The following is a 12352-nucleotide window of genomic DNA, read 5'->3' on the forward strand; positions in this document are numbered from 1 at the left end:
CAGGGCATACTCTATGCTGGCATTGTATTGAATTTAAGACGTACTGGGCAGTTGCATGCGATACACGGCATTTTCGCGTGCCCAGATTGCAGATGAGCGGGGTGGGCGGCGCGCCGGATCTGGTCTTTCCAGCGCGCCGCGTAATTATCAATTACGGAACAGTACTGATTCCCGGTTAAACCACCAGCGGCACAGCATCAGCAGCGCGCCCGCGATCACCGTGGTCGAGGCCAGGATCACGCCGAACATGCGGTAATCCATGGTTCCCTTGACCAGTTCCTTCATGGCCAGCGACACATTCGTCAGCGGCACCATGGCCCATATCCAGTTCAGCTCGACGCCGGGCAGCATGGCCGCCACCGTGGGCAGGATGACGAACAGCATCAATGGCGTGATCATGCCGGCCGCTTCCTTGTAGCTTTTTGCGTAGATCGAGATCGACAGCAGCAGCGAGGCAAAGATGGCGGCTGTCGGCACCAGCATCAGGGTCACCATGGCCAGGTCGGGCAAGCCGATGCTGCGCACCATGACGGCCATGTTGCCTTCGAGCGAACTGCCGAAGATGGCCAGCAGGGCGCCCATGCTGCCCACCATCAGCACGGCCGACGTCATGCCCACCGTAAACAGCACGAGGAACTTGGCCAGCACGATGGCGCTGCGCGGCACGGGCGCCAGCAGCAGGGTTTCCAGCGTGCCCCGCTCCTTTTCGCCGGCGCCCAGGTCGATGGCCGGGTACATGGCCGCCGTCAGGCACACCATCAGCAGCAAGTAGGGCAGCATGCCGCCGACGATGGCGCCCATCTGCTCACGCTCGTTGGCCGTCGACTGCTTGTCGAGCACGATGGGGTGCAGGGCGAAGGCCAGTTGGGCCGGACTCAAGTTCAGTGCCGACAGCGCGCTTTCGCGCAGGCTGGCGTTGTAGGCCTCGACGATCTCGCGCACCCGCTGCAAGGTCACGTCGACCGTGCTGGCGCTGTTGTAGTGCAGCACTACTTTGGCTTGCTGGTGTTGCTGCAGCGCTTCTTCAAACCGGGGCGGAATGACGACGGCGAACTTGATGCTGTCGTCGCCGATGGCGCGGCGAATCTCTGCCTCGCTGGCCAGCGGCACTTCGCGCAAGTTGTGCTGCTGCGCAAAACGCGCGCTCAAGCCCGGCGAATGGTCCTTGCCGAACAGCGCATAGCGCATTTCCGCCGTCTTGGCGTTCTTGAACATATTGCTTGAAACATAAGCGAAGCCGCCAAAGATCAGCGGCATGGCAAAGATGGGGATGAGGATGGTGAAAATCAGCGTCTTGCGGTCGCGCGTGAGCTCCAGCAACTCTTTCAGATAAATGGTCCACATGGCTCAGGTTCCCTGGTTGATGACGCTGACAAAGGCGTCGTACAGATCGGCACTGCCGCCCAGGTGGCGCAGTTCGTTGACCGTGCCGTTGAAGGCGGTGGTGCCGCGGTTGATGATGCAGACGCGGTCGCACAGCTTTTCCACCTCGTGCAGATGGTGGGTGGAAAAGATCAGCGGCACGCGCAGCGCCTTGTAGCTGGCGATGAAGTCGAGCAGGATCTTGGCCGACATCACATCGAGGCCCGTGGTCGGCTCGTCGAGGATCACCACCTGCGGCTCATGTACGACGGTGCGGGCGATCGCGCACTTCTGTTTCATGCCGGTCGACAACTGATCGGCCCGCTTGCCGCCGTATTCCTCCATCTGCAGCAGGGCAAACAGTTCGTCGCAGCGGTGTTTCAGCTTGTCGGCCGGCATGCCGTGCAGGCGGCCGAAATATTCCACGTTCTCGCGCGCCGTCAGGCGCCCATACAAGCCCGTCGAGCCGGACAGGAAACCGATGCTCTGGCGCGCCACCAGCGGCTGGCGCAGCACATCGACGCCGTTGACGAGGGCGCTGCCCGCGTCCGCTTGCAGGGCCGTCGACAGCAGGCGCAAAGTGGTGGTCTTGCCGGCGCCATTCGGGCCCAGCAGGCCCAGCACCTCGCCCGGGGCGCAGCTGAAACTGACGTCGCGCACGGCGTGAAACCAGCCGTCGTGTTCGCGCGGATCGCTGACGTGCACGCCCTTGCCCTTGTGGGGTGGCATGCGGAAACGTTTTGCCAGGTGCTTGACTTCAATCATGTGCTTCATCCATTTGACGGTGAAGAACGAGAGTAGCATGCAAAAAATGTAACTTGCAAGGTGGAAATATCGTTTGGTCTATTGAAAAAAACAGCATCTTCATGCAAGCTGGCCCGGTAGGCGCCGGCGGACGGCGCGGGAGAGTGCAATGCGAACGATCGATCAGGCGATGCAGGACAAGGTACTGGCCGTGGCGCGCGCCGGCATGACCAGTGCCGAGGCCATCGGTTTCTTCCGTGTCAGCCTGGGCTTGTACTACCTGGCCGGCCTGATGACGGAAGAAGCGCTCGATTTCAAGCAGATCGACGCGAAGTACAACCGCTTTATCTACCACTCGCTAGGTGGCGGGCACAGCATCGCTAGCGTGCTGCAATTCATGAGTGGCGAGAAAGTCTTGCGCGTGCTGCAATCGGAGCGTTTTCGCACCGCGTTTACCGAATACTGCCCGGACATCCCCGTCGACAGCATTTCCTTCCTGATTTCACTCAACCTGGGCGTGGCGAAAAGCCTGTCCGGCCTCGACGCTGTCGGCCCCGTGGTCGACTGGATCGAGCAGGAAAAAGCGCGCACAAGTCAATAAAGCCCCGTTCACCCTGCGCGCGGCGTGGGGACTGTTGGCCCCGATCATCCTATAATTCATGTTTTCCCTTACATGAATAGCCCACGATGACTGCGAACCGCCATTTTGACCCCCTGGATCGTTTGATTGTTGGCGCCGACAAGGCCCTGCGCGTCATCGCGGGCGTGGCTTCGGCCTCGCGCCCCTCGCCGGCCGCGCACGCGCCCGATGCGGAACTGAGCGCGGCCGAGCAGCGCCACAGCGCCGGCTTGATGCGCGTCAACCACGTGGGCGAAGTGTGCGCCCAAGCCCTGTACAACTCGCAGGCGCGCTATGCGCACAGCCCGGCCATCCGCGCCCAGTTCGACGAAGCGGGACGCGAAGAGGAAGATCACCTGGCCTGGACGGCGCAGCGCCTGACGGAGCTGGGCTCGCGTCTGAGCCTGCTCAACCCTTTGTGGTATGCGGGTTCCTTTGCGCTGGGCACCATCGCCGCGCGCATGGGCGACGGCCGCAGCCTGGGTTTTGTGGTGGAAACGGAGCGCCAGGTGGAAGCGCACCTGGCCAGCCACTTGCAGCAATTGCCGCCGCAGGACGCCAAGTCGCGCGCCATCGTCAAGCAGATGGCCATCGATGAAGTGGAACACGGCGCCGCAGCGCAGCGCCTCGGCGCCATCGACACCCCGGCACCCGTCAAGGCGTTGATGGGCATCATGGGCAAAGTGATGACGAAAACCGCGTATTACCTGTAGGTCGGATTAGGCCGCAGGCCGTAATCCGACAACATTGTTGGCGCTACCGGTGTCGTCGGATTACGCGGGGCCTTGCCCCGCTAATCCGACCTACCCGACCTACTCCTCGATGATTTCGAACGAGTGCGTAATTTCTGCGGTTTTCGCCAGCATGATCGACGCCGAGCAATATTTGTCGTGCGACAAAGTCACGGCCCGTTCCACGGCCGTCGGTTTCAGGGCCTTGCCCCGCACGGTGAAATGGAAGTGGATCTTGGTAAACACTTTCGGGTCGGTGTCGGCGCGGTCGGCCTTCAGGGTCACTTCGCAGCCACTGACGGCTTCGCGCCCGCGTTTCAGGATCAGCACCACGTCATAGGCGGTGCAGCCGCCCGTACCCAGCAAGACCATTTCCATGGGGCGTGGCGCCAGGTTGTGGCCGCCGCCATCGGGCGCGCCATCCATGGTCACCAGGTGGCCGGAGCCGGTTTCTGCCCGAAAACTCATGCCCGACGGGCCATTCCAGCTGACTTTGCATTCCATCGTACTCTCCGAAAATTGTAAGCGTTTTGTATTGTAATAGAGGAATGCCTGTCCATGTGCCGCCTGCCAGCCCGCAGCCGGTCTGCATCGTGGCTTGACGCGGCAAGGCAAAGCCGCTTATACTTGTCGGCTTTCCGTTCGCTCAGGAAAAGTAAATAAGGCAGAGTCCGCATGGCAGCATCGGCGGAACCACCATTTGAGCGTGTAATCTATTAGGAAGTCAACATGAAAACATTTTCCGCTAAAGGACATGAAGTCCAGCGCGATTGGTTCGTGGTTGACGCGACGGACAAAGTCCTCGGACGTGTTGCCAGCGAAGTGGCACTCCGACTGCGCGGCAAACACAAACCAGAATTTACTCCTCACGTCGATACCGGCGACTTTATCGTCGTCATCAACGCAGGCAAACTGCGTGTGACCGGTACCAAAGCTACTGAGAAAATTTACTACCGTCACTCTGGCTATCCAGGCGGCATCTACGAAACCAACTTCCAGAAAATGCAACAGCGTTTTCCAGGTCGCGCGCTTGAGAAAGCGGTCAAGGGCATGCTGCCTAAAGGCCCACTCGGCTACGCAATGATCAAGAAGCTGAAAGTGTACGCGGAAGGTTCCCATCCGCACGCTGCTCAGCAACCTAAAGCACTTGTTCTCTAAGGAACTGACATGATCGGTAATTACAATTATGGAACCGGCCGTCGCAAAAGTGCAGTGGCTCGGGTTTTTATCAAAGTTGGCACAGGCTTGATCGTTGTTAACGGCAAACCAGCAAACGAATACTTTTCGCGCGAAACGGGTCTGATGGTCATCCGTCAACCTCTGGAACTGACCGGCAATGTCGAGCGTTTCGACATCAAAGTCAACGTCCATGGCGGCGGTGAGTCGGGCCAGGCTGGTGCAGTTCGTCACGGCATCACCCGCGCTCTGATCGACTACGATGCAGCGTTGAAACCGGAACTGGCTAAAGCCGGCTTCGTAACACGCGATGCACGTGAAGTCGAACGTAAAAAAGTTGGTCTGCGCAAAGCACGTCGCGCAAAGCAATTCTCGAAGCGTTAATTCTTACGCTACAGCACCTTTCGAGGTGCTGGTCGAAAAGCCGCTGGACTTCGGTCCCGCGGCTTTTTTGCATTTCAGCGGGATGCGCCGTTGCGCTGTAAAATACGCGGAAAACCCGCAGGGGCAGCGTTTCCCTTCATCTTTATGCAATCTCAATCTATACACAAGGAAAGAACATGATCAAAGTTGGCATCGTCGGCGGCACTGGATACACGGGCGTGGAATTGCTGCGCTTGCTCGCTACCCATCCAGATGTCGAGTTGACGGCGATTACCTCGCGCAAGGAAGATGGCTTGCCCGTTGCTGACATGTATCCTTCCCTGCGTGGCCACGTCAAACTGGCGTTTACTTCGCCGGACAAGGCGAATCTGGCACAGTGTGACGTGGTCTTCTTTGCCACGCCACACGGCGTTGCGATGGCGCAAGCACCAGCCTTGCTGGCCGCCGGCGTGAAAGTCATCGACCTGGCCGCCGACTTCCGCCTGAAAGACCAGGCCAAGTTCGAGCAGTGGTACAAGATTCCCCACACGGCACCCGAGCTGATCGAGCAGGCCGTGTATGGCTTGCCGGAACTGAACCGCGAAGACATTAAAAAAGCCAGCCTGATCGCCAACCCCGGTTGTTACCCGACCACCATGCAGCTGGGCTTTTACCCGCTGCTCAAGGCTGGCCTGGTCAACGCGGGCGGTCTCATCGCCGACTGCAAGTCGGGCGTGTCCGGCGCCGGCCGCAAGGCGGAAATCGGCATCCTGTTCTCGGAAAGCAGCGACAGCTTCAAAGCCTACGGCGTGGCCGGTCATCGCCACCTGCCGGAAACGACGGCGCAACTGCAGCGTTTCACGGACGACAAAGTGGCGCTGACCTTCACGCCGCACCTGGTGCCGATGATCCGTGGCATGCACTCAACCCTGTACGCGCAGCTGAACAAGGATGTCAGCAATGAAGAATTGCAATCCTTGTTCGAAGAGCAATACAAGGATGAGCCATTCGTCGACGTGATGCCATTCGGCTCGCACCCGGAAACCCGCTCCACGCGCGGCTCGAACATGCTGCGCCTGGCCTTGCACCGTCCCGAAGGCGGCAATACCGTCATCGTGCTGGTGGTGCAAGACAACCTGGTCAAGGGCGCATCGGGCCAGGCCGTGCAGTGCATGAACTTGATGTTTGGCCTGAAAGAAACAGCCGGTTTGCAACACATCGCCCTGCTGCCGTAAAAATAGGCAGGCGTGCTTGCGCAGGTGCGGCGCCTTTTTGCCGCACCTGTGATAAATTGGATTGCCGCCTACCCCGACAGGATGACGTTCATGTTCGAGCGCAACGCGAAAAACCCCATCGACACCCTGATCGGCGCCTCCACGCGGATCGAGGGCGACTTGCTGTTTTGCGGCGGCTTGCGCATCGATGGCCATGTGCACGGCAACGTCACCGGCGAGCCGGGCGAGTCCACGCATGTGGTGCTGGGCGAGGCGGGCCGCATCGATGGTGAAGTGCGCTGCTCCAGCCTGGTCGTCAGCGGCGAGATCAATGGCCCCGTGTATGTGTCCGAAATGCTTGAAATCCAGCCGAAAGCCCGCATTGTAGGAGAGGTCTATTACAAGGTGCTGGAAATGCACAGCGGCGCCCAGGTGCAGGGCAAGCTCAGCCGCCACGACAGCGCCGACCCCGTGCTGCACCTGGCCGTGTCTGAAATGTGAGCAGGAACAACACCGTCCAGCCGTGTCAGTGGCGGCCGCAGCGCGAGTTGTGCCAACAGTCTATAATGAGGCTATGTTTTCTGAGGAGTCTGAAATGAATGCAGTCGCTGAAATGCAAGATGTGATCCCTTCGCCTATCATCTTTACCGATAGCGCCGCCGAAAAAGTCGCGCAGTTGATCGAGGAAGAAGGCAATCCCGACCTGAAATTGCGCGTCTTCGTGCAGGGTGGCGGCTGTTCCGGCTTCCAGTACGGTTTCACCTTCGACGAAATCGTCAATGAAGATGACACCACCATGGTCAAGAACGGCGTCCAGCTGTTGATCGATTCCATGAGCTACCAGTACCTGGTCGGCGCGGAAATCGATTACAAGGATGACCTGGAAGGTGCGCAGTTCGTGATTAAAAACCCTACCGCGACGTCGACGTGCGGTTGCGGTTCTTCGTTCTCGGTATAAAGTAGTTTTACCGGAATGTAAAAATAGCGGATCGATGATCCGCTATTTGTGTTTCTACATCTGCTCAACGCGGATACAGCGCACCCAGCACGCGTAAGCCCGCCGCGCCCGTCACGGCCGGCAAGTTGCCTGGTTTGCGCTGCGTAAAGCGCCAGGCCAGCCAGGCAAACGCCAGTGCCTCGACCTGGCTGGGCGCCACGCCCAGCGCTTGCGTGGACACCACCGCCATGCCCGGCAATGCGTGCGCCAGCGCCGCCATCAGGCTGGCGTTCTGCGCGCCGCCGCCACATACATACACGTTTTCCGCCTGCGCCCCGTCGCGCGCGATGGCATGCGCCAGGCTGGCGGCCGTCAGCTGCGTCAGGGTGGCCTGCACGTCGGCAGGTGTGGCCTGCGGATAGTTGCTCAGCTTGTCCTGTAGCCAGTCAGCATGGAACAGGTCGCGGCCCGTGCTTTTCGGCGCCGGCAAGTCAAAATACGGGTCATTGAGCAAATCCGCCAGCAAGGCAGGCAGGACTTTGCCCGTGGCGGCCCAGGCGCCGTTGGCGTCGTAGGGCTGGCCCAGGTGCCGCAGGGCCCAGCCATCCATCAGGGCATTGCCGGGGCCCGTGTCGTAGCCCGTCACCGCGCCGTCCGCGTGCAGCACGCTGATATTGCTGATGCCGCCGATATTGGCCAGCACGCGCGTGTGGCCGGGCAAATTGAAGATGGCCTGGTGAAAAGCGGGCACCAGTGGCGCGCCCTGGCCGCCGGCCGCCACGTCGCGGCTGCGCAAGTCGGCGATGACATCGATGCCCGTCAGTTCAGCCAGCAGGGCCGGGTTGTTCAACTGGCGCGTAAAGCCCAGTTCGGGGCGGTGGCGGATGGTCTGGCCATGTGCGCCGATGGCGGCGACGGCGTCCGCGACGATGCCCGCGTTGCTCAATAGCATGGCGACGCAGTCGGCGTAATGGCGTACCAGTTGATTCGCCGCCAGCGCTTCGCGTTCAATTTCATTCTGGCCGGCACTTTGCAAGGCCATCAGGTCGGCGCGCAGGCTGGCCGGAAAGGCGATATACGCGTCGCCCAGGCTGCGCACGCTGCCATCGTCGGAAAAATCAACCAGGGCGCCGTCGACGCCGTCCAGGCTGGTGCCTGACATCAAACCGATATACAGCATGGGTGTTTCCTTGAAGGCGTCAGTGATGGGTACATTGTGCCGCATTTTCCGGCGTACATAAAACAAAGGCACCGGCCATCTGCATGGGCGGTGCCTTTGACGATTGCCCGAAGGCAGTGTTGCTTAGCGCGACGCCAGTGCAGTGTCGTTCGGACGCAGCAGGGTGAAGCGGTGCATCATGTCGGCCGAGACCATGCGGAAGCGGCTCAGCTCGCCAGCCGTCAACGGCGCCTGGGCTTGTACGTTCAGCTTGCTTGGGTCTTGTGCCACGCCGCCGACGCGGAATTCATAGTGCAAATGGGCACCCGTGGACCAGCCGGTGGTGCCGACGTAGCCGATCACATCGCCCTGGCTGACTTTTTGACCTTTTTTCAGGCCCGAAGCGAAGCGGCTCATGTGGGCGTAGGCGGTGGTGTAGTTGGCCCAGTGTTTCAGGACAACAACATTGCCGTAGCCGTTTTGGCTGCCGACGGAATCGACCACGCCGTCGCCCGAGGCGCGGATAGGTGTACCCGTTGCTGCGGCGAAATCGATGCCCTTGTGCGCTTTCCAGTTGCCGGAAATCGGGTGCACGCGCATGGAAAAGCCGGACGAGATGCGGGAGAATTCGAGGGGGGATTTCAGGAAGGCTTTTTTGAGCGACTTGCCGTCGAAACTGTAGTAACCGCCGCCTTGCTTGCTGGCTGGGTCTTCGAACCAAACGGACTGGTAAGTCGTGCCGCGGTTGGTGAATTCACCGGCCAGGATACGGCCCGCTCGGACGAATTCGCCATCTTGCCAGAACGTTTCGTAGACGACATTGAAGGCGTCGCCGCGTTTCAGGTCGGAGCGGAAGTCGATATTGGTGGAGAACATTTCCACGATTTGCGCGGAAATCGAGTCTGGCAGGCGGGTGCCGTCCAGGCTGGAGTCGGTGGCGGCGAACAGGGTGGAGGTAATCTTGCGCGCGTGCATTTCAACGCGGCGTTCCAGCTGGGCTGCCACTTCCGTGGCCACGAACTTGTCGCCCTTGCGTGTGATCAGGATGTTCTTGACCGATTTGTCCGTGCCGTCGACGAGGGTGGCGCGCATCCAGTTGAGGTCGCCGTTTTCGGTCGTTTGCGCTTGCACGCGCTTGCCCGATTTCAGCAACATCACGCCGCGCGCGATCTTGTCGGTCTTGATGAAATTGGCCGCCGCCGGATCATCCACGCCGAGACGGGTCAGCAGGGTGGCGAGGGTATCGCCGGCGCGGACTTTTTCTTCGTGGGTGAAGTTCTGGTCTACCTGTTCCATCGCGGAAATTTGCGAAGCGAGATCAGGCATTTCCAGGTTCTGGGCGATGGACGTGACTGGCAAGTCGGATGCGTCGGGTGCCATGGGCGATACAGCGACTGCGCCGAAGGCGGCCACGGCGAGCAGCACTGCCGACGCGCCGATAATGCGTGCCTTGCGTGTCGTCGTCAGCTGTGTGTACAAGCGTGAGCTTGTGATTTTATGTATAGGGTTCATGCAATCAGTTAAAATTTGCCCTTGAACGTGACCTGAACTAATGCTCTTTGTTATTGTTATTTTGGTTCGTTTTCATACGGCAAGATTGATGGGATCGAGCATTATAACAAACTCCGCAAACCTACTACCATTTTGAGATTTATAGTCAAATTTTATGGAAATCAACACCACCGCATCGCCTGCCAAGGCTAACGCCGCTCAGACCGCACTTCCACTGTCGGACAGAGTACAAGAAGCCCTCGCGATTACCAAGCGTGGCGTCGACGAACTCTTGATCGAAAGCGAATTTGCGCAAAAATTAGCGCGCTCCGAGAAAACCGGTGTTCCACTGCGCATCAAACTGGGCCTGGACCCGACTGCACCCGACTTGCATCTGGGCCACACTGTCGTACTGAACAAGATGCGCCAGCTGCAAAACCTCGGCCATCAAGTCATTTTCCTCATCGGCGACTTCACTTCCATGATCGGCGACCCTTCGGGCCGCAACGTCACGCGTCCGCCTTTGACCAAAGAACAGATCGAGATTAACGCGATGACGTATTTCGCGCAAGCATCTTTAGTGCTGGATGCCAGCAAGACGGAAATCCGCTATAACTCCGAGTGGTGCGATCCGCTGGGTGCGCGCGGCATCATCCAGCTCGCTTCCCACTACACGGTGGCGCGCATGATCGAGCGCGACGACTTCACCAAGCGCTTCCAGGGCGGTATTCCTATTTCCGTGCATGAATTCCTGTACCCGCTGATGCAAGGTTACGACTCGGTGGCCCTGAAATCGGACCTGGAACTGGGCGGCACGGACCAGAAGTTCAACCTGCTGGTGGGCCGCGAATTGCAAAAGCAGTACGGACAGGAGCAGCAGTGTATTTTGACCATGCCGCTGCTGGAAGGTTTGGACGGCGTGGAAAAAATGTCCAAGTCGAAGAATAACTACATCGGCATCACGGAACCGGGCAACACCATGTTCGCCAAGCTGATGAGCATTTCCGACGTCATGATGTGGCGCTACTACGAGCTGCTGTCGTGGCGCTCGATCGCCGACCTGGCTCAGCTGAAGCGCGAAGTCGAAGAAGGCAGCAATCCGCGCGACGCCAAGGTTGCACTGGCGCAAGAGATCGTCGCCCGTTTCCACTCGCAGCAGGCGGCCGAAGATGCGCTGGCCGACTTCGTCAACCGCTCGAAGGGTGGCATTCCCGACGATATCCCGGCAGTGACCCTGGCTGGCGCGCCGCTGGGCATCCCGCAATTGCTGAAACAAGCTGGCCTGTGCCCATCGACGTCGGAAGCCATGCGCAAGATCGACCAGGGCGGCGTGCGCATCGACGGCACCGTCATCAGCGACAAGGGCTTGCAAGTGGCGGCAGGCGAATTCGTGTTGCAAGTTGGCAAGCGCAGTTTCGCGCGCGTCACCCTGACGGCATGATCGCGCTGCTGCAGCGCGTCACCCAGGCGAAAGTCGACGTTGCCGGCGCCACTATCGGCGCCATCGACGCCGGCCTGATGGTGCTGGTGTGCGCCGAGCGCGGCGATACGGAAAAGGAAGCGGACGCCTTGCTGAGCAAGCTGCTCGGCTATCGCGTGTTTGCCGACGAGGCGGGCAAGATGAACCGCAGCGTGACGGACGTGGCCGGCGGCTTGCTGCTGGTGCCGCAGTTCACGCTGGCGGCCGATACCAAGTCCGGCACGCGCCCGTCGTTTACGCCAGCGGCCGCGCCGCAAGACGGCTTGCGCCTGTTCACGCATTTCGTGGCGCAGGCGCGCCACCGCCATGCGAACGTGCAAACGGGACAGTTCGGTGCCGACATGCAGGTGTCACTCACCAATGACGGGCCCGTCACCTTCTGGCTGCAAGTGAATGCCAAATAAGCGCAACGCAATAACGATAAAGAGGAGCAAGCGATGAAATTGTGGAGCGAGACGTTTCGTGATGGCGGCCTGATGCCGGCCGAATATGCCTTTGCCGAGATCGATCCGGCCAGCCGCGTGCGCCTCGCCGGCAACCGCAATCCCCATCTGGCCTGGGACGAGGTGCCGAACGGCACCGAGTCGCTGGCCCTGTTCTGCATCGACCCCGATGCGCCGCAAGACGCCAGCCTGGCCAACCGCGACGACCAGTCCCTGCCGCTGACGGCGCCGCGCGGCGATTTTTATCACTGGAGCGTGCTCGACTTGCCGCCCGCCATGCGGTGTATTGCCGCCGGGGAGTTTTCCAGCGGCATCACGCCGCGCGGCAAGGCGGCCGGCACTGGTACTGGGCTGCGCCAAGGCTTGAATGACTACACGGGCTGGTTTGCCGGCGATGCCGCCATGGCCGGCGACTATTACGGCTATGATGGCCCGTGTCCGCCGTGGAATGACGAGCGCATCCACCATTATATTTTCCGCCTGTATGCGCTCGACGTGCCACGCCTGGCCTTGCCCGAGCGCTTTACGGGGCAGCAAGCCCATGCCGCCATTTACGGCCACATCCTCGACGAAGCCCAGCTCGTCGTCGCCTATTCGCTCAACCCCGAGCTGGCACTTACTCTGAAAAAATAA

The 12352-nt window shown here is 60.2% G+C and carries 15 protein-coding genes; 10 read left to right on the forward strand and 5 right to left on the reverse strand.

Annotated elements, in window-relative coordinates; all coding sequences use genetic code 11:
* Positions 1 to 147: 147 nt before the first annotated feature.
* Both C8C92_RS05030 and C8C92_RS05035 read right to left on the reverse strand, forming a co-directional pair.
* Positions 148 to 1344, reverse strand: coding sequence for an ABC transporter permease (locus C8C92_RS05030; RefSeq protein ID WP_099760707.1), 1197 nt, complete (start codon positions 1342 to 1344; stop codon positions 148 to 150).
* Between the two features lie 3 nt (positions 1345 to 1347).
* On the reverse strand, positions 1348 to 2127 hold the full coding sequence (locus C8C92_RS05035; RefSeq protein WP_116745848.1) for an ATP-binding cassette domain-containing protein: 780 nt from the start codon (positions 2125 to 2127) through the stop codon (positions 1348 to 1350).
* A gap of 148 nt (positions 2128 to 2275) precedes the next feature.
* On the opposite strand from C8C92_RS05035, the gene C8C92_RS05040 reads away from it, so the two are divergent.
* Positions 2276 to 2707, forward strand: coding sequence for a hypothetical protein (locus C8C92_RS05040; protein WP_116743169.1), 432 nt, complete (start codon positions 2276 to 2278; stop codon positions 2705 to 2707).
* Between the two features lie 86 nt (positions 2708 to 2793).
* Positions 2794 to 3438, forward strand: a complete 645-nt coding sequence (gene coq7, locus C8C92_RS05045; RefSeq protein ID WP_116743170.1) for a 2-polyprenyl-3-methyl-6-methoxy-1,4-benzoquinone monooxygenase — start codon at positions 2794 to 2796, stop codon at positions 3436 to 3438.
* A 99-nt stretch (positions 3439 to 3537) separates the two neighbouring features.
* Here coq7 and C8C92_RS05050 read toward each other — a convergent pair whose 3' ends face one another.
* The gene (locus C8C92_RS05050; RefSeq protein ID WP_099760704.1) at positions 3538 to 3960 is read right to left on the reverse strand and encodes an OsmC family protein; all 423 of its coding nucleotides are present in this window, start codon (positions 3958 to 3960) and stop codon (positions 3538 to 3540) included.
* Between the two features lie 225 nt (positions 3961 to 4185).
* Between C8C92_RS05050 and rplM the strand changes: the two genes are divergently transcribed.
* The 5 genes from rplM to erpA all read left to right on the forward strand — a co-directional run bounded on the left by rplM (position 4186) and on the right by erpA (position 7167).
* Positions 4186 to 4614, forward strand: coding sequence for a 50S ribosomal protein L13 (rplM, locus tag C8C92_RS05055; RefSeq protein WP_010393282.1), 429 nt, complete (start codon positions 4186 to 4188; stop codon positions 4612 to 4614).
* Between the two features lie 9 nt (positions 4615 to 4623).
* A complete protein-coding gene (gene rpsI / locus C8C92_RS05060; protein ID WP_010393285.1) occupies positions 4624 to 5016 on the forward strand; it encodes a 30S ribosomal protein S9 in 393 nt (130 codons plus the stop codon).
* 176 nt (positions 5017 to 5192) lie between these two features.
* Positions 5193 to 6230 carry an N-acetyl-gamma-glutamyl-phosphate reductase gene (gene argC, locus C8C92_RS05065; RefSeq protein ID WP_116743171.1) on the forward strand — a complete coding sequence of 346 codons (1038 nt, stop codon included), beginning with the start codon at positions 5193 to 5195 and terminating at the stop codon, positions 6228 to 6230.
* A 90-nt stretch (positions 6231 to 6320) separates the two neighbouring features.
* The gene (locus C8C92_RS05070) at positions 6321 to 6710 is read left to right on the forward strand and encodes a polymer-forming cytoskeletal protein (RefSeq protein WP_099764295.1); all 390 of its coding nucleotides are present in this window, start codon (positions 6321 to 6323) and stop codon (positions 6708 to 6710) included.
* 94 nt (positions 6711 to 6804) lie between these two features.
* Positions 6805 to 7167, forward strand: coding sequence for an iron-sulfur cluster insertion protein ErpA (gene erpA / locus C8C92_RS05075; protein WP_029496047.1), 363 nt, complete (start codon positions 6805 to 6807; stop codon positions 7165 to 7167).
* Between the two features lie 64 nt (positions 7168 to 7231).
* Here erpA and C8C92_RS05080 read toward each other — a convergent pair whose 3' ends face one another.
* Both C8C92_RS05080 and C8C92_RS05085 read right to left on the reverse strand, forming a co-directional pair.
* Positions 7232 to 8326 carry an anhydro-N-acetylmuramic acid kinase gene (locus tag C8C92_RS05080; protein ID WP_116743172.1) on the reverse strand — a complete coding sequence of 365 codons (1095 nt, stop codon included), beginning with the start codon at positions 8324 to 8326 and terminating at the stop codon, positions 7232 to 7234.
* A gap of 123 nt (positions 8327 to 8449) precedes the next feature.
* The gene (locus tag C8C92_RS05085) at positions 8450 to 9817 is read right to left on the reverse strand and encodes a M23 family metallopeptidase (RefSeq protein WP_116743173.1); all 1368 of its coding nucleotides are present in this window, start codon (positions 9815 to 9817) and stop codon (positions 8450 to 8452) included.
* 154 nt (positions 9818 to 9971) lie between these two features.
* Here C8C92_RS05085 and tyrS point away from each other — a divergent pair, with 154 nt between their 5' ends.
* Genes tyrS through C8C92_RS05100 form a run of 3 tightly spaced genes read left to right on the forward strand, consistent with a single transcriptional unit; the run spans position 9972 to position 12352 of the window.
* Complete coding sequence (gene tyrS / locus C8C92_RS05090; RefSeq protein ID WP_116743174.1) at positions 9972 to 11237, forward strand: tyrosine--tRNA ligase; 1266 nt, start codon at positions 9972 to 9974, stop codon at positions 11235 to 11237.
* On the forward strand, positions 11234 to 11680 hold the full coding sequence (dtd, locus tag C8C92_RS05095; RefSeq protein ID WP_116743175.1) for a D-aminoacyl-tRNA deacylase: 447 nt from the start codon (positions 11234 to 11236) through the stop codon (positions 11678 to 11680). Before tyrS ends, dtd begins: the two co-directional genes overlap by 4 nt.
* Positions 11681 to 11713: 33 nt before the next feature.
* Positions 11714 to 12352 carry a YbhB/YbcL family Raf kinase inhibitor-like protein gene (locus C8C92_RS05100; RefSeq protein ID WP_116743176.1) on the forward strand — a complete coding sequence of 213 codons (639 nt, stop codon included), beginning with the start codon at positions 11714 to 11716 and terminating at the stop codon, positions 12350 to 12352.

The organism is Janthinobacterium sp. 78, assembly GCF_003096775.1.
In the GTDB taxonomy this organism is placed as follows: Bacteria; Pseudomonadota; Gammaproteobacteria; order Burkholderiales; family Burkholderiaceae_D; genus Janthinobacterium; species Janthinobacterium tructae.

Bases quoted from the DNA above. Each gene is read 5' to 3' on its own strand.
- C8C92_RS05030 (WP_099760707.1), bottom strand. From the start codon at position 1,344: ATGTGGACCATTTATCTGAAAGAGTTGCTGGAGCTCACGCGCGACCGC.
- C8C92_RS05035 (WP_116745848.1), bottom strand. From the start codon at position 2,127: ATGATTGAAGTCAAGCACCTGGCAAAACGTTTCCGCATGCCACCCCAC.
- C8C92_RS05040 (WP_116743169.1), top strand. From the start codon at position 2,276: ATGCGAACGATCGATCAGGCGATGCAGGACAAGGTACTGGCCGTGGCG.
- coq7 (WP_116743170.1), top strand. From the start codon at position 2,794: ATGACTGCGAACCGCCATTTTGACCCCCTGGATCGTTTGATTGTTGGC.
- C8C92_RS05050 (WP_099760704.1), bottom strand. From the start codon at position 3,960: ATGGAATGCAAAGTCAGCTGGAATGGCCCGTCGGGCATGAGTTTTCGG.
- rplM (WP_010393282.1), top strand. From the start codon at position 4,186: ATGAAAACATTTTCCGCTAAAGGACATGAAGTCCAGCGCGATTGGTTC.
- rpsI (WP_010393285.1), top strand. From the start codon at position 4,624: ATGATCGGTAATTACAATTATGGAACCGGCCGTCGCAAAAGTGCAGTG.
- argC (WP_116743171.1), top strand. From the start codon at position 5,193: ATGATCAAAGTTGGCATCGTCGGCGGCACTGGATACACGGGCGTGGAA.
- C8C92_RS05070 (WP_099764295.1), top strand. From the start codon at position 6,321: ATGTTCGAGCGCAACGCGAAAAACCCCATCGACACCCTGATCGGCGCC.
- erpA (WP_029496047.1), top strand. From the start codon at position 6,805: ATGAATGCAGTCGCTGAAATGCAAGATGTGATCCCTTCGCCTATCATC.
- C8C92_RS05080 (WP_116743172.1), bottom strand. From the start codon at position 8,326: ATGCTGTATATCGGTTTGATGTCAGGCACCAGCCTGGACGGCGTCGAC.
- C8C92_RS05085 (WP_116743173.1), bottom strand. From the start codon at position 9,817: ATGAACCCTATACATAAAATCACAAGCTCACGCTTGTACACACAGCTG.
- tyrS (WP_116743174.1), top strand. From the start codon at position 9,972: ATGGAAATCAACACCACCGCATCGCCTGCCAAGGCTAACGCCGCTCAG.
- dtd (WP_116743175.1), top strand. From the start codon at position 11,234: ATGATCGCGCTGCTGCAGCGCGTCACCCAGGCGAAAGTCGACGTTGCC.
- C8C92_RS05100 (WP_116743176.1), top strand. From the start codon at position 11,714: ATGAAATTGTGGAGCGAGACGTTTCGTGATGGCGGCCTGATGCCGGCC.